Raw genomic sequence first — 21460 nt, forward strand, 5'->3', positions numbered from 1 at the left:
GCCGGGCGGGTGGGGGCCGGGCGGGTAAGGGCCGGCGGCCGCCGCGGTCGCGCCGATGCGCAGATCGCATCGGCGCGGGGCTCGCGCGCAGCATGGTGCTCGCCGCTGCGGCGCGCAAGCCGGCGCGGCGCGGATCGGGACGAGGCCCGGATCCGGCCGCGCGGGCGCGGGCGTTACCGCGGGTTGCCCGGATTGGTCGGGTTGCAGCCGTTTTCCTGCCAGCAGGTCTTGTACATCGCCTGGCACAGGGTGGGATTGGTGCCGGAGGCCAGGCAGCGGTCGCGTTCGATCCCGCATTCCACGCACGGATGCGCGGCGGCATAGGCGAAACCGGCGGCGAAGGTGGCGACGCCGGCCAACGCCAGCAGCATCTTCTTCTTTCCTTCGAACAAGCGCTTCATGTGCTTCTCTCCTTGGCGCCAGATCGTTCTGGCGATTCGAGCCTAGGAGGTCGCGGTCGCAGGGAGCGAATCGCGTTCGCAGTTCTACGGATCGCAACATTCGCGATTCTGACAGTTGTTTTCGCGCGCGGCGTGGGGCACGCGTCCGCATCGCCGCTGCGCGCGGATCGGCGCTGCGCTGCGCGCGCACGCTCAGCGCGCCGCATCCAGGGCGAGATTGAGCTTGAGCACGTTGACGCGCGGCTCGCCGAGCGCGCCGAACTGCGGCGCTTCGGTGTTGCTCGCGATCAGCGCCTCGACCCGGGCGGCGTCGAGCCCGCGCGCCTGGGCCACGCGCGCGGCCTGCACCTGCGCCGAGCGCGGCGAGATGTGCGGGTCGAGGCCGCCGCCGGACTGGGTCGCCAGTTCGGCCGGCACCTCGCTTTCGGCGATGCCTTCGCGCTGGGCGATGGCCGCGGTTTCCTCGGCCAGGCGCTTGCGCAGGTCGGGATTGCTGCGCGCCTGGTTGCTTCCGGACGCGGCCATCGGATCGTACTTGGCCGCCGACGGGCGCGGCTGGAAATAGCGGGCGTCGGCGAACGGCTGGGCGACCAGTTCCGAGCCGACGGCGCGGCCGTCGCGTTCGAGGATAGAACCGGTCGCCTGCGCCGGAAACGCGACCCGGCCGATCGCGGTGCCGGCCAGCGAGTAGGCCAGGCCGAAGCCGAGCAGGCAGACGGCGGCGTAGAGCGAAGGCGCGCGCAGGGATTGGCGGTCGTCGATGCTGGCGGCGCAAGTGGGTTGGGTGTTCATTGGGAGGTTCCTTTGTTCGCGAGGGCCGGGCCCTCGCCGCAACCCCTCTCCCGCAGGCGGAAGAGGGGCTTTCGGAGTCAGAAGATCGCCGACAGCGCCAGGTCGATCAGCTTGATCGCGGCGAACGGCAGCAGCACGCCGCCGAGGCCGTAGACCAGCATGTTCCGGCGCAGCAGCGCGACCGCGGTGGCCGGCTTGAAGCGCACGCCGGCCAGGGCCAGCGGGATCAGCGCGGGGATGATGATCGCGTTGAAGATCAGCGCCGCCAGCACCGCGTTGGTCGGGCTCGACAGGTGCATGACGTTGAGCGCGGCCATCTGCGGGATCGCGGCGGCGAACAGCGCCGGCAGGATCGCGAAGTACTTCGACACGTCGTTGGCCAGCGAGAACGTGGTCAGCGCGCCGCGAGTGATCAACTGTTGCTTGCCGACTTCGACCACCGCCAGCAGCTTGGCCGGATCCGAATCCAGGTCGACCATGTTGCCGGCTTCCTTGGCGGCTTGCGTGCCGGAGTTCATCGCCAGGCCGACGTCGGCCTGGGCCAGCGCCGGGGCGTCGTTGGTGCCGTCGCCGACCATCGCCACCAGCCGGCCGCCGGCCTGCTCGGCGCGGATGCGCGCGAGCTTGTCCTCGGGCCGGGCTTCGGCGATGTAGTCGTCCACGCCGGCTTCGGCGGCGATGGCGGCGGCGGTCAGCGGGTTGTCGCCGGTGATCATGACCGTGCGCACGCCCATCGCCCGCAGCCGCGCGAAGCGTTCCTTGACCCCGTGCTTGACCACGTCCGACAGCTCGACCACGCCCAGCACGTAACGGCCTTCGGCCACCACCAGCGGCGTGGCGCCGCCGCGCGCGACCTGCTCGATGCGCGCGGCCAATTCCGCGGGCACGTCGCCGCCGAGCGAGCGCACGTGGTTGCCGATGGCGTCGCCCGCGCCCTTGCGGATCGAACGCGCGCCGCCTTCGTGGTCGTCGGGCAGATCGACGCCGGACATGCGCGTCTGCGCGGTGAACTGCAGGTAGTCGGCGCGCTCGGGTTCGGCCACGGCGCTGTGCTGCTCGCGCGCCAGGCGCACGATCGACTTGCCTTCCGGGGTCGGGTCGGCGAGCGAGGCGAGCAGGGCGGCGTCGCGCAGCTGCGAACGGTCGATGCCGGCGAGCGGATGGAACGCGGTGGCCTGGCGGTCGCCGTGGGTGATGGTGCCGGTCTTGTCGAGCAACAACACGTCGACGTCGCCGGCCACTTCCACCGCCTTGCCGGATTTCGCCAGCACGTTGGCCGACAGCGCGCGGTTCATGCCGGCGATGCCGATCGCCGGCAGCAGGCCGCCGATGGTGGTCGGGATCAGGCAGACCAGCAGCGCGATCAGCAGCAGCGGGTCGAGCTTGGCGCCGACGAAACCGGCGAAGAACGGCAGGGTCGCGACCACGATCAAGAACGTCAGCGTCATCGCCGCCAGCAGCATGGTCAGCGCGATCTCGTTCGGGGTCTTCTGCCGGTTGGCGCCTTCCACCAGCGCGATCATGCGGTCGAGGAAGCTCTGGCCGGGCTCGGCGCTGACTTCGACCACGATCTCGTCGGACAGCACCTTGGTGCCGCCGATCACGCCGGAACGGTCGGTGCCGGCCTCGCGCAGCACCGGCGCGGATTCGCCGGTGACCGCCGATTCGTTGATCGTGGCCAGGCCCTTGACGATTTCGCCGTCGGCCGGCACCAGTTCGCCGGCGGAGACGACGACCCGGTCGCCGGGCTGGAGCGTGGACGCGGCGACGCGGGTTTCGTTGCGGCCGAGCGTGTCGAGCTTGCGCGCCACCAGATCGCGGCGCGCCGCGCGCAGCGACGCCGCCTGGCCGCGGCCGCGCGCTTCCGCCACGGCTTCGGCGAAGTTGGCGAACAGCACGGTCACGAACAAGATCGCGGTGACCGCGGCGCCGAAGGCCACGTTGCCGGGGACGAAGATCGTGATCAGCGCCGACAGCGCGGTGCCGAGCAGGACCACGGCCATGATCGGGCTGCGGATCGCGTGGTGCGGAGCGAGCTTGACGAAGGATTCGCGGATCGCCGCGCGCAGGCCGGCGGCGTCGAGTCCGGCGACGGCGCCGCTGCGGCGCTGGGCGCCCGGATGTGCTTGGTTGTTGTTCATAAGGCTTTACCTCACAGCGCCTTGGTCGCGAGCGTCAGGTGGTCGGCGATCGGGCCGAGCACCAACGCGGGCATGAATTGCAGGACGGTCAGGATCGCGATCACCGCGATCAGCGTGAGCGCGAAGGTCGGGGTTTCCGCGTGCAGGGTGCCGCCGCTTTCCGGCGCCACCCGCTTGCGCGCGAGCAGGCCGGCGACGGCCAGCGGCACGATCAGCGCGGGATAGCGGCCCAGCGCCAGCACCGCGGCGCAGCTCAGGTTCCACCAGTAGGTCGCGTCGCCGAGTCCTTCGAAGCCCGAACCGTTGTTGGCGAACGCCGAGGCGTACTCGTAGAACACCTGGCCGATGCCGTGGAAGCCCGGATTCGAGTTGCCGGTGATCGAGGGCAGGGCCAGGGTGATCGCGCTGAAGCCCAGCACCACCAGCGGTTGCAGCAGGATCAGCAGGGCCAGCAGGCGCACCTCGGGCGCTTCGATCTTGCGGCCGAACAGTTCCGGCGTGCGTCCGGTCATCAGCCCGGCGAGGAACACCGACAGCAGCAGATACACCAGGAACTGCTGCAGGCCGCAGCCGATGCCGCCCCAGATCGCGTTGATCAGCATGTTGACCATCGCCATGCCGCCGGTCAGCGGCGCCAGCGAGTCGTGCATGGCGTTGACCGAGCCGTTGCTGCTCTGCGTGGTCAGCGCCGACCACAGCGCCGAGTCGCTGGCGCCGAAGCGGGTTTCCTTGCCTTCCATCAGCGCGGCGTCGGCGGTCGTGGCCGAATGCGCTTCCGACCACACCGACACGCCGGTGGAGACGGTGGACATCAGCAGCATGCTGCCGAACACCAGCGCGGTGAGTTTGCGCCGGCCGGTGAACGGGCCGACCATGAAGGTCACCGCGACCGGGATCAGGATCAGCGCCAGGGTTTCCAGCAGGTTCGACAACGGGGTCGGGTTCTCCAGCGCCACCGTGCTGTTGGGGCCGTACCAGCCGCCGCCGTTGGTGCCGAGCTGTTTGGCGGCGACCATGGCGGCGACAGGCCCGACCGGAATCTTCTGCTGTTTCAGCTCGGCGCTTTGGTCGAGCGGCGCAACGGTCGCGCCGCTTTGCAGCGTCGACGGCACGCCCTGCCAGGTCAGCAACGCCGCCCACAGCAGGCACAGCGGCAGCATGAAGCGCAGCGTGGCGCGGGTGACGTCGACCCAGTAGTTGCCGAGGTCGCGGGTTTCGCCTTCGCGCGCCGCGGCGCCGGGGTTGGCCATCGCCTGGCGGCCGCCGAACAGGCCGCGCAGGGTCGCCACGACGATGCCCAGGCCCATCATCGGCGTCGCCACCTGCAGGCCGACGATGCCGACCATCTGCGAGAGATAGCTCAGCTGCGCTTGCCCGGAGTAGTGCTGCTGGTTGGTGTTGGTGAGGAACGACACCATGGTGTGCAGCGCGGTGTCCCAGCGCATGTTGGGCGCGGCGTCGGGGTTCAGCGGCAACCAGGCTTGGGTCATGAACAACACCCAGACCAAGACCGCGAGTACGGCGTTGCTGAGCGCGAACGCCAGCGCATAACCGCGCCAGCTCATGCCGCGCGACGGATCGGTGCCGAGCGCGCGATAGATCGCGCGTTCCAGCGGCAGAAACAGCGGGTCCAGGCGCGAGCGGTCGCCGCGCATGACCCGGGCCAGGTAGTGGCCCAGCGGCCAGCCCAGGCCGATGGCGAGCGCGAAGACGAGGAAGATTTCGATCATGACGAACACCGGACGGTGGTGGGGCCGCATCCGCGCATCCGGCGCGGCGACGGCCTCGCGCGCGACGGCTCAGTCGCCGCCGCGCGCAGGAAAGTGGAACCGCGGCGCGTCCCGTGCCGCGGGCGCGCCTCAGAAATCCTCGGGGCGCAGCACGACGTAGAGCAGGTACGCGGCGGCCACCAGGACCGAGATCGCGCACAGCATCGAGAGCCAGCCGGGCATGGTCGTATCTCCTGTCAGAAGGACGCCTGGAGGGCCGCTTCGATGCGCGAGCCGGCCAGGGAATCGCCGAAGATCCGCTCGGCGTCGCGGTCGGTGCCGTGCGCGGTCAGGCGCAGCTCGAACGGCGACTGGAACGCCCAGATCGCGCTGAGCTGGCCGTGGCTGTAGCTGCGGCCGTAGACGTCGTCGAGAAAGTAATGGCCGACCGCGGCTTCGAAGCGCAGCGCGTCGCTGACCGGGAAGCGCGCGCCGACTTGCGAGTAGATTCCGCGGTCCTGGCTGCCGAGCGCTTCGTTGGAATACGCCAGCGACAGCCAGTAGTTGTCGCGGTAAGTGACCGTGCCGTTGAGCTCGGTCCAGTTCAGATCGACCGTGGTGGACGGATAGCGGTAATGCAGGACGTTGAGGTCCAGCGCCCAGTCCGGCGCGATCTTGCCGGCCCAGCCGACGGTGAAGTCGAGTTCGCTGCTGGCGTGGGTGTCCGGCGCGAACTCGACGCCCGAGCCCCAGGCCGAGGCGTAGAAGCCGCTGCGATGGGCGGCCTTGACCCCGACCTGCGCGGTCGGGTCGCCCTGGGTCTGCGAGCTGCCGCGCCAGACGTAGTCGCTGGTGAGCGCGGCCGAGCCGCTGAGGGTGAAGGCGGGCGCCTGCTCGGCCCGCGCATCCGCGCCCAGCGCGAGCAGGCCGAGGCCGGCGCAGGCGGCCAGCAGCAACGGCGCGGCGGCTTCGCGGCGGCGGAACAGGTGATGCGACGACGACATGGAAGTATCCGGAAAGAAGCGAACGAGGCCGGTTCGGCCACGTGTTCATTCTCGGAAGGGCGGGCGTAAAGCCGCTATTTCGCGATCGGCGTCGCCGCGTAAATTCGGCGTAAAAGATCGCGCTGGCGGCGTAAATGCGGGCGCCCCCGTAAGAGCGGCGCGAGCCGCGACCGCGGGGCGGCCGGTTGCGTCGTATGTGCGGTTTCGCGGTCGCGGCGCGCGCCGCTCCTACAGGGGGCTAGCGCAGCAATGCGGCGACTACCGCATCCGGTTGCTTCATCCAGGCGAAATGATCGGCGCGAACGCCGAGCTCGCGCGCACCCAGTTCGACGGCTTCGACCCGCGCCAGCGGCAACTTGCCGAGCAGGAAATCCTGCGACGCCCGCGGCACCAGCCAATCCTCGACCATGCGCACCGCGCGCGCGTCCACGCGCACCTGCGCCATGCCGGCTTCGATGTCGGCTTCGATCCCGCGCGCCGCGTACGTGCCGCTCAGCGCGGTGCGGCCCCAGTCGCGGATCAGGCTGCGCGCCTCGGTGCCGCCGAAGCCGATGCGGCGGCCGGGCAGGGTGCCGTTGACCTGCGCCAGCCACGGCAGGAAGCGGTAGATCAGCGGCATCGCCAGGCGGCTCGGCAGCGGCCAGGTCGGCCAATACGGCGCGCCGCTGGCGGCCAGCCACAGCGATGTGGGCATCAGAGGGTCGCCGGCCAGCGCGGCCAGGCCCAGGCGCATGCACGCCATCTGCCCGCCGAGGCTGTGGCCGCCGACGATGCGGGGCACGCCCGGCAGCGCGGCGGCGGCTTCGGCGTCGCTGAGCGGCAGGTCGTCGAGCAACAGTTCGCGGTAGCCCCAATCGCAGGCGCGGCTGGCGCGCAGGCTGCTGCCGCCGTTGCCGCGCCACTCGTGCACGAACACCGCCACGCCGCGCGCGGCCAGCGCGTGCGCGAAGGGCTGGTAGTGGCGCGCGGCCACGCCCAGCGCCGGCAGCCACAGCAGGCTGGCGCTGGGCCGCGCCGGCAGCGCGCACAGCAGCGACCAGCGATGGCCGTCGGCGCCGGTCAGCGCGCGCGGCTCGATCCGCGCCGGCTCAGCCACGCGGCGCGGCGCCGAAATGATCGAGCACCAGCACTTCGCCGCGGCCGGGTTTGTAGCCCTGGCGCAGCGCGAGGTGGACGTAGTCGGCCGCGGCGATGCTGGCGTCTTCGAGCGAACGGCCCAGGCACAGATTCGCGGCGACCGCCGAGGCCAGCGTGCAGCCGGTGCCGTGCGCGTCGACTTGCAGGCGCGGATGGGCGATCTCGCGCGGTGGGGCGCCGGGCACGGCGAACAGGTCGACCACGTCGCCGTCGCCGGGCAGGTGGCCGCCCTTGAGCAGGACCGCGCGCGCGCCGAGCGCGAACAGGCCGTCGAGCGCGGCGCGCATGGCGTCGCGGTCGGCGATCGGCGCGCCGATCAGCAGTTCGGCTTCGGGCAGGTTCGGCGTGACCACGCTGGCCAGCGGCAGCAGCCGCGTGCGCAGCGCGTCCAGCGCCGAGGGTTCGAGCAGGCGCGCGCCGGAGGTGGCGACCATCACCGGATCGAGCACCAGCCAGCGCGGCTTGTGCTGTTCCAGCGTGTCGGCCACGGCGTGGATGACGTCGGCGGTGGCGAGCATGCCGAGCTTGACCGCGCGCACCTCGAAGTCGTCGAAGCAGGCGTCGATCTGTGCGCGCAGGAAACCGACGTCGGGCACGTGCACCGCGGTCACCCCGCGGGTGTGCTGCGCGGTCAGCGCCGCCAGCGCGCTGAGGCCGTGCACGCGGTGCGCGGCGAAGGTCTTGAGGTCGGCCTGGATGCCGGCGCCGCCGCCGGAGTCGGAGCCGGCGATGGTCAGGGCGGAAACGATGGCGGCGGTGCGGGGAGTAGCGCTCATGGCGCAAGCGTAGCGAAAAGCGCCCGGCGCGGCAGCGCCGATCCGGGCGTCATCGCGGCGCGGCGGCCCCGTGTCGAATCCGGGTCAGGCCGGCGCGGCGATCGCGCGTCGAGCGAACCACAGGCGGCGGCCGACGAACCACGCCAACAGCAACCCCGCGAGCAGCAACAGCGGGTCCAGCAGCAGACACAGCAGGCGGCCGAACCAGGCCCACTCGGTCTGCCAACTGCTGCTGGCCTTGGGCCGCAGGCCGACGTTGATCAGGGTCGTCACGCCGGCCAGTTCCGGCACCGGCCGGGTCGCCTGGACCCGCAGCCGGTACCAGCCCGGCTTGGCGGCGAAGCTGGCGGCTTCGCGCCAGAACATGTCGCTGTTCCAGGCATCCAGGCCCTCGGTCCGCGGTTCGCCCTGAGCGACGACACGGCCGCTGTCGGCCTCGCTGAGCGACCAGCGCAGCGGCACCACCACGCCTTCGGAGACCGGCGGGCCGCCGCGAGGCACCGGTTCGGCGAGCAGGTCGCGCAGTCGCTCGCGGCCGTCGGGCGGGATCAGGAACACCAGCTGCATGCGGTAGGAGTCGCGCACGCGCAGGCGGATGCGCGCATCCAGCGCGCCGCCGCTGGCGACGGCGATCGGCGCGTCGTCCAGCGGCTCGCCCTGCACCTCGTCGGCCCACAACTCGAAGCCGATCCGCGCCAGCAGGGCGAGCGCGAATACCGCCAGGGCGATGCGCAGCCCGCGCGACAACGTCCTTGTCGACCCCATCGGCTACAGCACTTCCGAGGCGTAATCGGCCAGGCGCGAGCGCTCGCCGCGGCGCAGGGTCACGTGCGCGCTGTGCGCCCAGCCCTTGAAGCGGTCGACCGCGTAGGTCAGGCCCGAGGTGGTCTCGGTCAGATACGGCGTATCGATCTGCTCGACGTTGCCGAGGCAGACGATCTTGGTGCCCGGGCCGGCGCGGGTGATCAGCGTCTTCATCTGCTTCGGGGTCAGGTTCTGCGCCTCGTCGAGGATCAGCCAGCGGCTGAGGAAGGTGCGCCCGCGCATGAAGTTCATCGAGCGGATCTTGATCCTTGAGGCGAGCAGGTCGTTGGTCGCCGCGCGGCCCCAGGCGCCGCCGTCCTGGTTGTGGGTCAGCACTTCCAGGTTGTCGGTCAGCGCGCCCATCCACGGGGTCATCTTTTCTTCCTCGGTGCCGGGCAGGAAGCCGATGTCCTCGCCGACGCTGACCGTGGCGCGGGTCATGATGATCTCGCGGTAGCGCTGCTGGTCCATCGTCTGCGCCAGGCCCGCGGCCAGCGCCAGCAGGGTCTTGCCGGTGCCGGCGGTGCCGAGCAGGGTGACGAAGTCGATCTCCGGGTCCATCAGCGCGTTGAGCGCGAAGTTCTGCTCGCGGTTGCGCGCGGCGATGCCCCACACCGAATGCTGGTGATGGCGGAAGTCGTCGACGATCTGCAGGGTCACGCGCTCTTCGCCGACCTTGGTCACCTTGAGCTCGGACTCGTCGTCGCCGGGCAGGTACAGGAACTGGTTGGGATACCAGTCGTCGTTGTCGGTGCGGCCGATCTCGTAGAAGGTGCGGCCTTTCTCGGTCCAGGACTTGAGGTCCTTGCCGTGGCGCTGCCAGAAATCCTCCGGCAGCGCGGTGGCGCCGGTGTAGAGCAGGCTGAAATCGTCGAGCGCGCGGTCGTTCTCGTAGTCTTCCGACACGATCCCGGCGATCGACGCCTTGATCCGCAGGTTGATGTCCTTGGACACCAGCACCACCGGCGCGCCGGGGTCGCTCTCCTTGAGCGCGAGCACCGCGCCGAGGATGTGGTTGTCCGGGATCACCGTGCCGAAGCGCTTGCCGGCATCGAAAGAATCGGTCTGGAAACGCAGCTTGCCGATGCTCTGCGCGCCGCGCAGCTGCAGGCCCTGCGGGCGCACCAGCGAGATGCCGCTGGAAATCTTGTCGGTGCCCTCGGCCTCGATCAGCTCGTTGAGGAAACGGCTGACCTGGCGCGCGTTGCGGCTGGCTTCGGAGGTGCCTTTCTTGCCGTTGTCGAGCTCTTCGATGACCTGCATCGGCAGGTAGACGTCGTGCTCCTCGAATTTGAACAGCGCGGTGGGATCGTGCATCAGCACGTTGGTATCCAGCACGTAGATGCGCTTGCTTCGTGTCATCGACAACTCCGCGGGAGAGTGGCGTGGCGGCACGCCGGGGGACAGGAACTCGGAAGACTGCGGGCCGGCGCGCGGGCGCGCGGGCACGCGGGCACGGCAGCGCCGCCATGGCCCGCGGGGCGGGACGGCGGCGCGTCGGGGAAAGGGGCGGCCTCACTGGGCGGCGTGGTCCTTGAGCGCGGCGAGTACGGCTTCGGCATGCCCGGCGACTTTCACCGGACGCCATGACTGCACGATGACGCCTTTCGGGTCGATCAGGAAGGTGCTGCGCTCCACGCCCATGTACTTGCGGCCGTACAGCGATTTTTCCTTGATCACGCCGAAAGCGTTGCACAAGGTTTCGTCCTTGTCGCTGATCAGGTCGAACTTGAAGCCCTGCTTGGCGCAGAAGTTCTGGTGCGACTTGACCGAGTCGCGCGACACGCCCAGCACGGTGGCGCCGAGTTTCTTGAACTTGGCCAGGTGGGCGTTGAAGTCGAGCCCCTCGGTGGTGCAGCCGGGCGTGCTGTCCTTCGGGTAGAAGTACAGCACCAGCCAGCCGCCGGCGTAGTCCTTGAGCTTGACCGTTTCGCCGCTGGACAGGGCCAGGTCGTAGTGGGGGGCTTTGCCGCCGTAGGCGCGATCGCCGGTGTCGAGCATGATTGGAGACTACCCGTCAGAACTTCATCGGATCCATGATGGCGTCCAGGTTCAAGTGGTCGCAGAACTCGAGGAAATCGTCGCGCAGCGCGGCGATGTGCATGCTCGAAGGCACGCCGATCGTGATCTGGGCCGAGAACATGTCCGCCCCGGTCTGCATCGCGCGGTACCGCGAGCAGTGCAGGCTTTCGATGGTGATGCCCTGGCGGTCGAAGAAGTCGGCCAGCTGGAACAGGATGCCGGGCTTGTCCGCGGCGACGACTTCGACGATGTAGGGCAGCAGGTTGGACTGCACCTGCTTGGCGCCGGTGCGGTACCACACCAGCTTGAGGCCTTCCTCGCGCTCCAGCCGGGCCATCATGGCTTCGAGCTTGGCGACCGAATCCCACGAGCCCTGGGCCAGCGCGGTCACCGACACGTCGCGGCCGACCGTGGCCAGGCGCGCGTCGACGAGATTGCAGCCCGAGTCGGCGATGCGGCGGGTCACCGACAGCAGCGGCGACTCCGGATGCGTCGTATAGGCGTTGATCAGGAGGTGGTTATCGTTCGGCGACGGCCGGGAAGCGGAATCGGTCAAGGCGGCGCCTGCAAGGGGAGCGGATGTCGGCTCGGAGAATGAACGGCGGCCCGGGCGCGGGCCGCGACTGCAGGTCAGCATACTTGCCCGCGCTTTCGCGCCGCAAGTAACATCGCCCGGTGTATGGCCGTCCGTGGGCATGGTTTCGTGTCCGCAGGCCCGGTTCCGGTCGCTTGCGGCCGCGCCCGCTCGGCCGACCGCCGCCGCGGCCCGCGGCGGTGGCGCCCGGACCGTCCCGCCCGTCCCCGGCGACCGCCCCGCGGCCGCTCCCCAACGCTCAAACAGGTTCCAACTTGCGACTTACCGGCAGCATCACCGCGCTGGCGACGCCGTTCACCGCGTCCGCCGAACTCGACCTGGACGCCTGGCGCACGCTGCTGGCGAAACAGCTGGAGGGCGGCACCCAGGCGGTGGTCGTGGCCGGCTCCACCGGCGAGGCGGCGGCGCTGTTCGACGCGGAGTACGACACCCTGCTGCGCAGCGCGGTGGAATTCGTCGCCGGGCGCATCCCGGTGCTGGCCGGCACCGGCCTGTCCAACACCGCCAAGACCATCGAACTGAACCGGCGCGTGGCCGCGCTAGGCGCCGACGCGGCGCTGGTGGTCGCGCCGCCGTACGTGCGCCCGACCCAGGCCGGGCTGCTGGCCCATTACCGCGCGATCGCCGACGACGGCGCGCTGCCGGTGGTGCTTTACAACGTGCCCGGCCGCACCGGCTGCGACCTGCTGCCGGCGACCGTGGCCGAACTGGCCGCGCATCCGCGCATCGTCGGCATCAAGGAAGCGGTGTCCGACCCGCAGCGCATGCACGAATTGCTGGCGCTGAAGTCCGACGCCTTCGCCGTGCTCAGCGGCGACGATCCGACCGCGTGCCGGGCGATGCTGGCCGGCGCCGACGGCATCGTCTCGGTCGGCTCCAACGCCATGCCGGCCGCGTTCCGTCGTCTCGCCGACCTGGCCCGCGCCGGCAAGCGCGGCGACGCCGAAGCCTGGGACGCGCGCCTGCGTCCGGCCTACGATTTCCTCGGCGTCGAGCCGAACCCGATCCCGGTCAAGGCGCTGCTGGCCGCGCAAGGCATCGGCCACGGCCTGCGCCTGCCGTTGCAGACGCTGTCGCCGGCGCACGCCGATGCCGCCCGCCAGGCCAGCGCCCTGGCCGCCGAACTCGAACACCTGAGCCGCGCCAACCTCGCGGCCTGAACCCTTGCAGGAGATACCCATGCGTTCCAACGTTTCCCTGTCCCGCGCGGTCGTCGCCGGTCTGTTGCTGGCCGTGGTCGCCACTTCGGGCTGCAGCTGGTTCCGCAAGGGCAACAAGCTCTACGCCGAAGCGCCGGAAAACCGTCCGCTGGAAGTGCCGCCGGACCTCGACCAGCCGCGCACCGACGGCGCCATGGCGATCCCGGGCGGCTCGGCGACGGCCTCGGCCAACCGTCCGATCCAGGCCCAGCCGGGCGCGCCGGCGTCCTCGGCGCTGGGCTTCACCCTCAGCGGCAACCGCGACGACGCCTTCAACAAGGTCGGCGAGATCCTCGGCAAGACCGAGGGCCTGACCATCGCCAGCCGCGCCCAACTGCTGGGCGCCTACGACGTCAGCTACCAGGGCGCCAACTTCCTGGTCCGGGTCAGCGCGGTCGAGGCGGGCGCCTACGTGTCGGCGGTCGACCCGCGCGGCCTGCCGGCGTCCGGCGCCGGCCCGACCAAGCTGATCGCCGACCTGAAGGCGGCGCTGGGCGGGCGTTGATCGGTTGTTTCCGGCTTCGGCCGGATGCGGAAACGGGCGCCCTGGGGCGCCCGTTTTCGTTGTTGGGGTGGGTGGCGACCTGAGCCGAGAGCGTCGGGCCTGAAGGCCCTCCCACAAGAGCAGGCCCCTCCCACAAGAGCAGGCCCGGGCGCCGGGCTTTTGTGGGAGGGCCTTCAGGCCCGATGCTTTTGGGTCGGATCGCCGGACCCTTGGCCTCAGCGCACCGCCAGCCGGTTCATGCCTTCGTTCAACAGCATCCGCATCGCCCCCGCGCGCTGCGCCAGCGGCTGCTCGCCGAGCGCTTCGAGCAGCCAGGCGAAGGACTGGCAGCGCGCTTGGCGCGAGGTCTCGTCGGCGCCGTCGGCGTTGAGCCCGGCGCCGAAGCCGTCGTGCAGCATCATCGCCTGCGCCGCGGCCGACTTCAGCGATTGCTTGGCGGCGCCCGCGTCGTAGGCCTGGCGCGGGCTCTGCAGGCCGCTGGCGGCGATCTCGATCAGGGCGTTGCCGAAGCGTTGGTGGCTGTCCGGACTGAGCCGCTGCGCCGCCGCCATCAACGCCTGCGCGCTGCGGTCGGCGCGCGGATCGAACAGCGCGCACAGCGTGGCGGCGTCGTCGCGGTCGCGCGATGCGCTGCGCAGGGCCTGGAACAGCCCGTCGATGCGGGCGTCGGGCGCGCGCATCAGGGTGTCGTTGGCGCTGGCCATGATCGCGGCCGGATCCAGCCGCGACAGGTCGAGTTGCGAGAGATCCAGTTGCGACAGATCGAAGCCGCGGTGCTGCGCGCCGGTCGCCGCCGGGGTCAGGCACAACGCGAGCAACAGGCCGAACGGCAGGAGCTTGGACATGGCGGCGCGGCGATAAGGGACCGCGGCCAGTCTAGGCACGCGCGGATGAACGCATCCGCGCCGGAGGAGGGCGAGGAGCGAGCGCAGAGGAGCGAGGAGTGAGCGAAAGCAGGCTCTCGCTCACTCCTCGCTCCTCTGCGCTCACTTCTCGGTCCCAGGCCTTCAGCGTTCCAGCAGGTCGATCTTGCCGGTCTTGCCTTCCCACTCCTTGGCGTCGGGCAGGCTGTCCTTGCGCGTGGTGATCACCGGCCAGGCCTGGGCCAGCTCGGCGTTGAGCGCGACGAAGGCCTCCTGGCCGGCGGGCACGTCGTCCTCGGGGTAGATCGCGTTGATCGGGCACTCCGGCTCGCACAGGGTGCAGTCGATGCATTCGTCCGGATCGATCACCAGGAAATTCGGGCCTTCATGGAAACAGTCCACCGGGCACACCTCCACGCAGTCGGTGTACTTGCACTTGATGCAGTTCTCGGTGACGACGAAGGGCATGGCTGGGTCCTGTAGGTGATCCGGTGCGGTGCAGGCCGGGCGGTCGATAGTGTAGCCACTCGCGCCGCGCCGGCCCAAGGCTGCGCGTGTTCTCTTACGCAAGCTGGGAAGCGGGTAACGCCAGGGACGGAACTGCTCGATGGCGCGGTTGTGCGCAGCGCGTCGGCCCGCATCCGCGACGCAGCGCGTGCTGGGGGCGGCGGCGCGGATCGCAACGCCGCGGCGCTCGCGCGAGCGGGCCGTGGCGGGCGGCGCGGTTCGGGCGGCCGTTTCCGGGCGGCCGGCCCCGGCCGGCCAGGCCCAGCAACGAAAAAGCCCGCGCGAGGCGGGCTTTTTCTGCGACATGGTCGCCTGGATGGCGCTCCCTACGGGATTCGAACCCGTGTTTTAGCCTTGAGAGGGCCACGTCCTAGGCCTCTAGACGAAGGGAGCGTTGGAACTTCCGACCGGGGTCTCCGGCGTCCGGAGGCTTCCTGGTGGACCGCACAGTCTCTCAATCCCGTGCGGCCTGCTAGTATATGCGCCGCCGCAGCCTCCGGCAACGGCCTGACCCACGAATTCTTTCAAAAGGCGGCGCGTCCGCGTTCGATGCAAGCCGACAACATCTCATCCCATATCCAAACCTCGCTGCGGGTGATCCCGCGCGACCAGCACAACGTCTCGCGCAAGGACATCAGCCCCAATGCGTTGCGGGTGCTGTACCGATTGCGCGACAGCGGCTTCGGCGCCTACCTGGTCGGCGGCGCGGTCCGCGACATCCTGGTCGGCGGCCATCCCAAGGACTTCGACGTGGCCACCGACGCCACGCCCGAGCAGGTCAAGGGGCTGTTCCGCAACTGCCGCCTGATCGGCCGGCGCTTCCGCCTGGCCCACGTGGTCTACGGCCGCGAGATCATCGAAGTGGCGACGTTCCGCGCCAACATCGACGACGGCAGCGGCGACCGCGAGACCGACGACGGCGGCCGGCTGCTGCGCGACAACGTCTACGGCAGCATCGAGGACGACGCGGTGCGCCGCGACTTCACCGCCAACGCCTTGTATTACGCGGTCGAGGACTTCTCGGTGCGCGACTACGTCGGCGGCTTCGAGGACGTGCAGAACCGGCTGATGCGCCTGATCGGCGATCCGGAAACGCGCTACCGCGAAGACCCGGTGCGGATGCTGCGCGCGGTGCGCCTGGCGGCCAAGCTCGGCTTCGAGATCGAGCGCGACACCGCCGCGCCGATTCCGAAACTGGCGCCGCTGCTGGCCGAGGCCGCGCCGGCGCGGCTGTTCGAGGAATGCCTGAAGCTGTTCCTGTCCGGCCACGCGGTCGAGAGCTTCCTCGGCCTGGAGCGCTACGGCCTGCTGCCGGCGCTGCTGCCGGAAAGCGCCGCGGCGCTGAAGTCCAACCGCAGCGGCGCGCTGCGGCGGATGGTGCTGGAAGGGCTCAAGGGCACCGACGCGCGCGTCGCCGCGGACGAGCCGGTATCGCCGGCGTTCCTGTTCGCGCTGTTGCTGTGGCCGGCGTATTGCCGCGACCTGATGGGCCTGCAGGCGCAGGGCGTGCATACCGCCGAAGCGCAGCGCCGCGCGGCCGACCGGGTCACCTTGCACCAGCTCGCCACGATCGCGCTGCCGCGCCGGTTCTCGCTGCCGATGCAGGAGATCTGGCTGTTGCAGTCGCGGTTCCAGCAGCGCCAGCGCAAGCGCGTGTTCCGGCTGCTGTCGCACCCGCGCTTCCGCGCGGCGTTCGACTTCTTGAGCCTGCGCACGGCCGCCTCGGACGAGCATTCGGCCGATGTCGAGTTCTGGCGCGAGGCGCAGCAGCACCCGAACGAATCGCTGGCCCAGCACGAAGCGCAGCACGAGCGCGCGGGCGAGGAAGGCGGCGGCGACGAGGAGGGCGGCGACGGCCACGCGCCGCGCAAGCGCCGCCGGCGCCGTCGCGGCGCGCCGGCGGGCGGCGCCGCGGAGTAAGTCCGCGGCGGCGCGCTGCGTCGCCGCCCGGCTTCGACGCGGCCTGCGCCGCTCGCGCCGACCCGATTTCGGCCTGCGCGATTTCGGCCTGCGCAGTTCCAGTCAGCCGCACCCGTTTCGCATCGCCGCCCGCCGTCCGCCTCGCGCCCGGCGGCGTCGGCCCATTCGCCGTCCGTTCGCGCGCCGCATCGCCATGACGCCAACCGTTTCCGCCTACATCGGCCTGGGCAGCAATCTCGGCGACAGCGCCGCGGTGCTGCGCGCGGCCGTGGACGCGCTCGCCGCGCTGCCGCATTCGCGCCTGCGCCGCGCTTCGCGCCTGTATCGCACCGCGGCCTGGGGCCGCACCGACCAGCCGGACTTCCTCAACGCGGTGGCGTGGCTGGACACCGCGCTGCCGGCGCGCGAACTGCTCGCGGCGATGCTCGGGATCGAGCGCGAGGCCGGGCGCGCGCGCCGCGCCGACGGCAGCGACCGCTGGGGGCCGCGCACCCTGGACCTGGACCTGCTGCTGTACGGCGAGGCCGTCATCGCCGAAACCGGGCTGCAGGTGCCGCATCCGCACCTGCACGAGCGCGCCTTCGCGCTGGCGCCGCTGGTGGAGATCGCGCCGCAGGCGTCGATCCCGGGCGTGGGCCCGGCGCACGAGGCCTTGGCGCGGATCGAACTGGGCGGGATCGAGGTCCTGGACGAAGGCGAGGGCGGCTGAGTCCGCTCGCGTCGCGCGTTCGGCCGCCCTTTGTCGGAGCGGCGCGAGCCGCGACCGCGCCCACGCGGCGACGACACAAGCGGCCTGCGCCGGAGCGACCGACGGCTGTGGCGGAAGCGGTCGCGGGGCGGCGGGTTTCATGTGGGGTTCGCCGTAGTCGCATCGGCGCGGTCGCGGCTCGCGCCGCTCCTGCAGGGTGCGGCCGCAACCGCGTGGGAACGCCGACATCGCCGCGCCTGTCCGCCGGCTTGCCCGCGCATGGCGGCCCGACAGCGTTCCGCCGGCGAGGGATGCGGGCCGGCGGCAACCTGTTAAGTTAGGCGACCTCCCCACCACGTCCGTCGCCACCGGACTTCCGCCCATGTACACCTCGGCTCCGACCGATGCCACGCCTTCCGAGAAGCGCAAGGCCTGGACCGTGCCCATGCTCGCCGACGCCAAGCGCGACGGCCGCAAGCTGGTCATGCTGACCGCCTACGACGCCAGTTTCGCCCGCACCATGGACGCCGTCGGCACCGACCTGGTGCTGGTCGGCGATTCGCTCGGCATGGTCGTGCAGGGCCACAACAGCACCTTGCCGGTGAGCGCGGCCGACATGGCCTACCACACCGCCTGCGTCGCCCGCGGCCTGTCCAAGGCGCTGCTGATCGCCGACCTGCCGTTCGCCTCCGACGCCACCGCCGAGCGCGCGCTCGACGCGTCCACCGCGCTGCTGCGTGCGGGCGCGGCGATGGTCAAGATCGAAGGCGCCGGGCACAAGCTCGACATCATCCGTTTCCTGGTCGAACGCGAGATTCCGGTCTGCGCCCACCTCGGCCTGACCCCGCAATCGGTGCTGCGCCTGGGCGGCTACAAGCTGCAGGGCCGCGACGACGCGACCGCGGCCAAGCTGCGCGCCGACGCGCGCGCGGTCGCCGAGGCCGGCGCGGCGCTGCTGGTGCTGGAATGCGTGCCGACCGGGCTGGCCCAGGCGATCACCGCCGAGATCGCGATTCCGACCATCGGCATCGGCGCCGGCCCGCATTGCGACGGCCAGGTGCTGGTGCTGCACGACCTGCTCGGGGTCAACTCCGGCCACCGCCGGCCGAAGTTCGTCAAGGACTTCCTGGCCGAAGGCGGCTCGGTCGCCGGCGCCTTCGCCGCCTACGGCGAGGCGGTGCGCAGCGGCCGTTTCCCCGACGCCTCGCATTCCTACGACTGAGCGCGCGCCGCCGCTGCGGGGCTGGAAATCGCCGCGGCGCGGCCCGACATAGGCCTGGGCACTGCGCCGGACGTGCCTTCGCGTTCGTCCGGCAGCCAGTCCGGCCCGTCTCGCGCATGGATCGCGCCGTCGCTTCCACGTCGTTTTTTCACGCCGTTTTTTACGCCGTCCCTTCTTTGCGAGTTACCGCATGCTGACCGTCGATCAACTGGGCGCGCTGCGTTCCACCCTGCAGGCCTGGCGCGCGTCCGGCCACCGCGTCGCCTTCGTCCCGACCATGGGCAACCTGCACGAAGGCCACCATTCGCTGATCCGGCTCGCGCGCGAGCGCGCCGACCGGGTGGTGGCGAGCGTGTTCGTCAACCCGACCCAGTTCGGCCCGAACGAGGACTTCGGCCGCTATCCGCGCACCCCCGAGGCCGACGCCGACGGCCTGCGCGCGGCCGGTTGCGACCTGCTGTGGCGGCCGTCGGTGGAGACCATGTATCCCTACGGCGCGCAGCGCACCGTGCGCATCGCCGTGCCGGACGTGACCGAAACCCTGGAGGGCGCCCATCGCCCGGGCCACTTCGACGGCGTCGCCACGGTGGTGGCGCGGCTGTTCAACCAGGTCCGCCCGGACGTGGCCGTGTTCGGCCGCAAGGACTACCAACAGCTGGCGGTGATCCGCTACCTGGTCCGCGACCTGGCGTTCCCGATCGAACTGGTCGCCGCGCCGACCCGGCGCGACGCCGACGGCCTGGCGCTGAGCTCGCGCAACCAGTACCTGTCCGAGGACGAGCGCGCGCGCGCGCCGCAGATCCACCGCACCCTGCAATGGATCCGCGAGGCGGTCCAGGCCGGGCAGGGGCGCGAGGCCGTCGAGGCCGAAGCCGCGCGCCGGCTCACGGATGCGGGCTTCGAGGTCGACTACGCTGTGCTGCGCCGGCCGGACCTGAGCCTGCCCGAGGCCGGCGATGCCGGCGACGGCGAACGCGTGGCCCTGGTCGCCGCCCGGCTCGGCCGCACCCGGCTGATCGACAACCTCGAATTCGTTGCCTGAACAGGGCGACGGCGCCCGCGCCGCGGGCGCGGGCGGCCGCAACGCGCGGGAAAGCTGCGTTCCGTACGGTTTGCGCCCGGACCATGTTGCAGCGCGCCATGCGCTGCTAGACTTCAGACCCTTCGCGCCCGCGCGTCCGCGGGCCCACGAGTGACCGACATGCAACTGAATCTACTCAAGGCCAAGATCCACCGCGCCACCGTCACCCACGCCGAGCTGCACTACGAAGGCTCCTGCGCGATCGACGGCCGCCTGCTCGACATCTCGGGCATCCGCGAGTACGAGATGGTGCACATCTACAACATCAACAGCGGCCACCGCTTCTCCACCTACGCCATCCGCGGCGAAGAGGGCAGCGGGGTGATCTCGGTCAACGGCGCGGCCGCGCACAAGGCCCAGCCCGGCGATCTGGTGATCATCTGCGCCTACGGCATCTGCGACGAGGCCGAGGCGGCCAAGTACAAGCCGACCCTGGTCTACGTGGACCGCGACAACCAGCTGACCCACACCAACCATTCGATGCCGGCCCAGGCCGCCTGAGACCCGACGCGCAATGAGCGACGCCTCCCGACTGAACGAGCTGCGCGCCGAGGTCGGGCGCGTCGCTGCCACGCCGCTGTCCCGACTGGTTTCCGCCGACCCGGCCCGCGCCGGCGACTTCGCGCTCAAGGTCGGGCCGGTCTACGCCAACTTCGCCCGCCAGCATTACGACCGCGATGCCGTGCGCTGGCTGTTCCGCGCCGCCGAGGCGGCCGGCAGCGCGCAGCGCGTGCGGGCGCTGTTCGACGGCGAGACCGTCAACGTCACCGAAGGCCGGCCGGCGCTGCACACCGCGCTGCGCGGCGATTTCTCCCACGCGCCGGTCGCGCATGAGGCCCACCGCGAAGCGCTCAAGGCGCGCGCGCGGATGCGCGCGACCATCGAAGCGCTGGAGGCGAGCGAGGTCACCGACATCGTCAGCGTCGGCATCGGCGGCTCCGATCTCGGCCCGCGGCTGGCGGTCGACGCGCTGAGCGGGCCGAAGCCAGGCCGTTTCCGCGTCCACTTCCTGTCCAACGTCGACGGCCACGCGGCCCAGCGCACGCTGGCCGGGCTCGATCCCCAGCGCACCGCGGCGCTGCTGATCTCCAAGACCTTCGGCACCCAGGAGACGCTGCTCAACGGCGGCATCCTGCGCGACTGGCTCGGCGACAGCGCGGGCCTGGACGGCGGGCGCCTGTACGCGATCAGCGCGAACCTCGAACGCCCCGCGCAGGCCTTCGACATCCCGCCCGAGCGCATCCTGCCGATGTGGGACTGGGTCGGCGGCCGCTATTCGCTGTGGTCGGCGGTGGGCCTGCCGATCGCGCTGGCGATCGGCATGGACGGGTTCGAGCAGTTCCTGTCCGGCGCCGCGCAGATGGACGCGCACGTGCTGCAGACGCCGCTGGAGAGCAACCTCGCCGCGTGGCACGCGCTGACCTCGATCTGGAACCGCAACGGCCTGGGCTACGCGACCCAGGCGGTGCTGGCCTACGACGAGCGCCTGAAGCTGCTGTCGAACTACCTGCAGCAGTTGGTGATGGAGAGCCTGGGCAAGTCGGTCAAGCTCGACGGCTCGCCGGTCGGCGAAGACACCGTGCCGGTGTGGTGGGGCGGCGCCGGCACCGACACCCAGCACAGCTTCTTCCAGGCGCTGCACCAAGGCACCTCGATCGTTCCGGCCGACTTCATCGGCGTGGTCCGCAGCGACGCGCCGTACCCGCAGAACCATCGCGCCCTGCACGCGAACCTGCTCGCGCAGACCGAGGCGTTCGCCAACGGCCAGCGCAGCGACGACCCGCACCGCGCCTACGCCGGCGGCCGCCCGAGCACGACGATCCTGCTCGACGCGCTGACCCCGGCCTCGCTCGGCGCGCTGCTGGCGATGTACGAGCACAGCGTGTACCTGCAGTCGGTGTTCTGGGGCATCAACGCCTTCGACCAGTTCGGCGTCGAACTCGGCAAGCAGGTCGCCAGCAAGCTGCTGCCGGCGCTGGCCGGCGAGGCGCAGGCGGAGGATCCGGTGACGCGCGAGTTGCTGGCGCGGCTGCGCGGCTGAGCTCTCGGGTCTTGAAACAAAAGAACGGCGCTACGGCGCCGTTCTTCGTTTGC

General features: G+C 71.0%; 23 protein-coding genes and 1 tRNA gene. 8 read left to right on the forward strand and 16 right to left on the reverse strand.

Going from position 1 to position 21460, the window contains the following annotated elements:
• Window positions 1-173 precede the first annotated feature (173 nt).
• From JHW41_RS09650 to JHW41_RS09705, 12 genes are all read right to left on the reverse strand, one after another.
• Window positions 174-401 (reverse strand): hypothetical protein, encoded by a 228-nt coding sequence (locus tag JHW41_RS09650; RefSeq protein WP_250449751.1) that lies wholly within the window; start codon window positions 399-401, stop codon window positions 174-176.
• Between the two features lie 192 nt (window positions 402-593).
• Entirely contained in the window at window positions 594-1193 is a 600-nt protein-coding gene (gene kdpC, locus JHW41_RS09655) for a potassium-transporting ATPase subunit KdpC (RefSeq protein ID WP_250449752.1), read from the reverse strand.
• A gap of 77 nt (window positions 1194-1270) precedes the next feature.
• Window positions 1271-3334, reverse strand: a complete 2064-nt coding sequence (gene kdpB / locus JHW41_RS09660) for a potassium-transporting ATPase subunit KdpB (RefSeq protein ID WP_250449753.1) — start codon at window positions 3332-3334, stop codon at window positions 1271-1273.
• An 11-nt stretch (window positions 3335-3345) separates the two neighbouring features.
• On the reverse strand, window positions 3346-5064 hold the full coding sequence (gene kdpA / locus JHW41_RS09665; protein WP_250450928.1) for a potassium-transporting ATPase subunit KdpA: 1719 nt from the start codon (window positions 5062-5064) through the stop codon (window positions 3346-3348).
• A gap of 129 nt (window positions 5065-5193) precedes the next feature.
• Window positions 5194-5286 (reverse strand): potassium-transporting ATPase subunit F, encoded by a 93-nt coding sequence (locus JHW41_RS09670; protein WP_057948112.1) that lies wholly within the window; start codon window positions 5284-5286, stop codon window positions 5194-5196.
• 14 nt (window positions 5287-5300) lie between these two features.
• Entirely contained in the window at window positions 5301-6047 is a 747-nt protein-coding gene (locus JHW41_RS09675) for a TorF family putative porin (RefSeq protein ID WP_250449754.1), read from the reverse strand.
• 238 nt (window positions 6048-6285) lie between these two features.
• Complete coding sequence (locus JHW41_RS09680; RefSeq protein WP_250449755.1) at window positions 6286-7143, reverse strand: alpha/beta hydrolase family protein; 858 nt, start codon at window positions 7141-7143, stop codon at window positions 6286-6288.
• Window positions 7136-7960: a bifunctional hydroxymethylpyrimidine kinase/phosphomethylpyrimidine kinase gene (thiD, locus tag JHW41_RS09685; RefSeq protein ID WP_250449756.1), complete on the reverse strand. Its 825-nt coding sequence runs from the start codon at window positions 7958-7960 to the stop codon at window positions 7136-7138. The genes JHW41_RS09680 and thiD overlap by 8 nt, the downstream gene beginning before the upstream one ends.
• 84 nt (window positions 7961-8044) lie before the next feature.
• Window positions 8045-8725 carry a DUF5625 family protein gene (locus JHW41_RS09690; RefSeq protein WP_250449757.1) on the reverse strand — a complete coding sequence of 227 codons (681 nt, stop codon included), beginning with the start codon at window positions 8723-8725 and terminating at the stop codon, window positions 8045-8047.
• Window positions 8726-8728: 3 nt separating this feature from the next.
• Entirely contained in the window at window positions 8729-10126 is a 1398-nt protein-coding gene (locus JHW41_RS09695; protein ID WP_057948108.1) for a PhoH family protein, read from the reverse strand.
• A gap of 153 nt (window positions 10127-10279) precedes the next feature.
• Window positions 10280-10765, reverse strand: a complete 486-nt coding sequence (locus tag JHW41_RS09700) for a peroxiredoxin (protein WP_250449758.1) — start codon at window positions 10763-10765, stop codon at window positions 10280-10282.
• 16 nt (window positions 10766-10781) lie between these two features.
• Window positions 10782-11423, reverse strand: coding sequence for a glycine cleavage system protein R (locus JHW41_RS09705; RefSeq protein ID WP_138885121.1), 642 nt, complete (start codon window positions 11421-11423; stop codon window positions 10782-10784).
• A gap of 212 nt (window positions 11424-11635) precedes the next feature.
• Here JHW41_RS09705 and dapA point away from each other — a divergent pair, with 212 nt between their 5' ends.
• Together dapA and JHW41_RS09715 are read left to right on the forward strand one after the other, a co-directional pair.
• A complete protein-coding gene (dapA, locus tag JHW41_RS09710) occupies window positions 11636-12541 on the forward strand; it encodes a 4-hydroxy-tetrahydrodipicolinate synthase (protein WP_057948105.1) in 906 nt (301 codons plus the stop codon).
• 19 nt (window positions 12542-12560) lie between these two features.
• Complete coding sequence (locus tag JHW41_RS09715; RefSeq protein WP_250449759.1) at window positions 12561-13085, forward strand: hypothetical protein; 525 nt, start codon at window positions 12561-12563, stop codon at window positions 13083-13085.
• On the opposite strand, the gene JHW41_RS26775 is transcribed toward JHW41_RS09715, so the two are convergent.
• The 4 genes from JHW41_RS26775 to JHW41_RS09730 form a co-directional block, all read right to left on the reverse strand.
• The gene (locus JHW41_RS26775) at window positions 12967-13284 is read right to left on the reverse strand and encodes a hypothetical protein (RefSeq protein ID WP_428995529.1); all 318 of its coding nucleotides are present in this window, start codon (window positions 13282-13284) and stop codon (window positions 12967-12969) included. The two genes, JHW41_RS09715 and JHW41_RS26775, sit on opposite strands and share 119 nt — an antisense overlap.
• Window positions 13285-13300: 16 nt before the next feature.
• Window positions 13301-13930: a hypothetical protein gene (locus tag JHW41_RS09720; RefSeq protein ID WP_250449760.1), complete on the reverse strand. Its 630-nt coding sequence runs from the start codon at window positions 13928-13930 to the stop codon at window positions 13301-13303.
• A gap of 162 nt (window positions 13931-14092) precedes the next feature.
• Complete coding sequence (gene fdxA, locus JHW41_RS09725; protein ID WP_057948102.1) at window positions 14093-14416, reverse strand: ferredoxin FdxA; 324 nt, start codon at window positions 14414-14416, stop codon at window positions 14093-14095.
• Between the two features lie 356 nt (window positions 14417-14772).
• Window positions 14773-14848 (reverse strand) — tRNA-Glu (locus tag JHW41_RS09730).
• 156 nt (window positions 14849-15004) lie between these two features.
• On the opposite strand from JHW41_RS09730, the gene pcnB reads away from it, so the two are divergent.
• The 6 genes from pcnB to pgi all read left to right on the forward strand — a co-directional run bounded on the left by pcnB (window position 15005) and on the right by pgi (window position 21407).
• Window positions 15005-16375, forward strand: coding sequence for a polynucleotide adenylyltransferase PcnB (gene pcnB / locus JHW41_RS09735; RefSeq protein WP_428995491.1), 1371 nt, complete (start codon window positions 15005-15007; stop codon window positions 16373-16375).
• 193 nt (window positions 16376-16568) lie between these two features.
• The gene (gene folK, locus JHW41_RS09740) at window positions 16569-17084 is read left to right on the forward strand and encodes a 2-amino-4-hydroxy-6-hydroxymethyldihydropteridine diphosphokinase (protein WP_057948099.1); all 516 of its coding nucleotides are present in this window, start codon (window positions 16569-16571) and stop codon (window positions 17082-17084) included.
• Window positions 17085-17445: 361 nt separating this feature from the next.
• Window positions 17446-18285: a 3-methyl-2-oxobutanoate hydroxymethyltransferase gene (panB, locus tag JHW41_RS09745; RefSeq protein WP_057948098.1), complete on the forward strand. Its 840-nt coding sequence runs from the start codon at window positions 17446-17448 to the stop codon at window positions 18283-18285.
• Between the two features lie 190 nt (window positions 18286-18475).
• Window positions 18476-19327 (forward strand): pantoate--beta-alanine ligase, encoded by an 852-nt coding sequence (gene panC / locus JHW41_RS09750; RefSeq protein ID WP_250449761.1) that lies wholly within the window; start codon window positions 18476-18478, stop codon window positions 19325-19327.
• A 159-nt stretch (window positions 19328-19486) separates the two neighbouring features.
• Entirely contained in the window at window positions 19487-19867 is a 381-nt protein-coding gene (gene panD, locus JHW41_RS09755) for an aspartate 1-decarboxylase (protein ID WP_057948096.1), read from the forward strand.
• 13 nt (window positions 19868-19880) lie between these two features.
• Window positions 19881-21407 carry a glucose-6-phosphate isomerase gene (gene pgi, locus JHW41_RS09760; RefSeq protein ID WP_250449762.1) on the forward strand — a complete coding sequence of 509 codons (1527 nt, stop codon included), beginning with the start codon at window positions 19881-19883 and terminating at the stop codon, window positions 21405-21407.
• Window positions 21408-21460: the final 53 nt, after the last annotated feature.

The organism is Lysobacter enzymogenes, from assembly GCF_023617245.1.
In the GTDB taxonomy this organism is placed as follows: Bacteria; Pseudomonadota; Gammaproteobacteria; order Xanthomonadales; family Xanthomonadaceae; genus Lysobacter; species Lysobacter yananisis.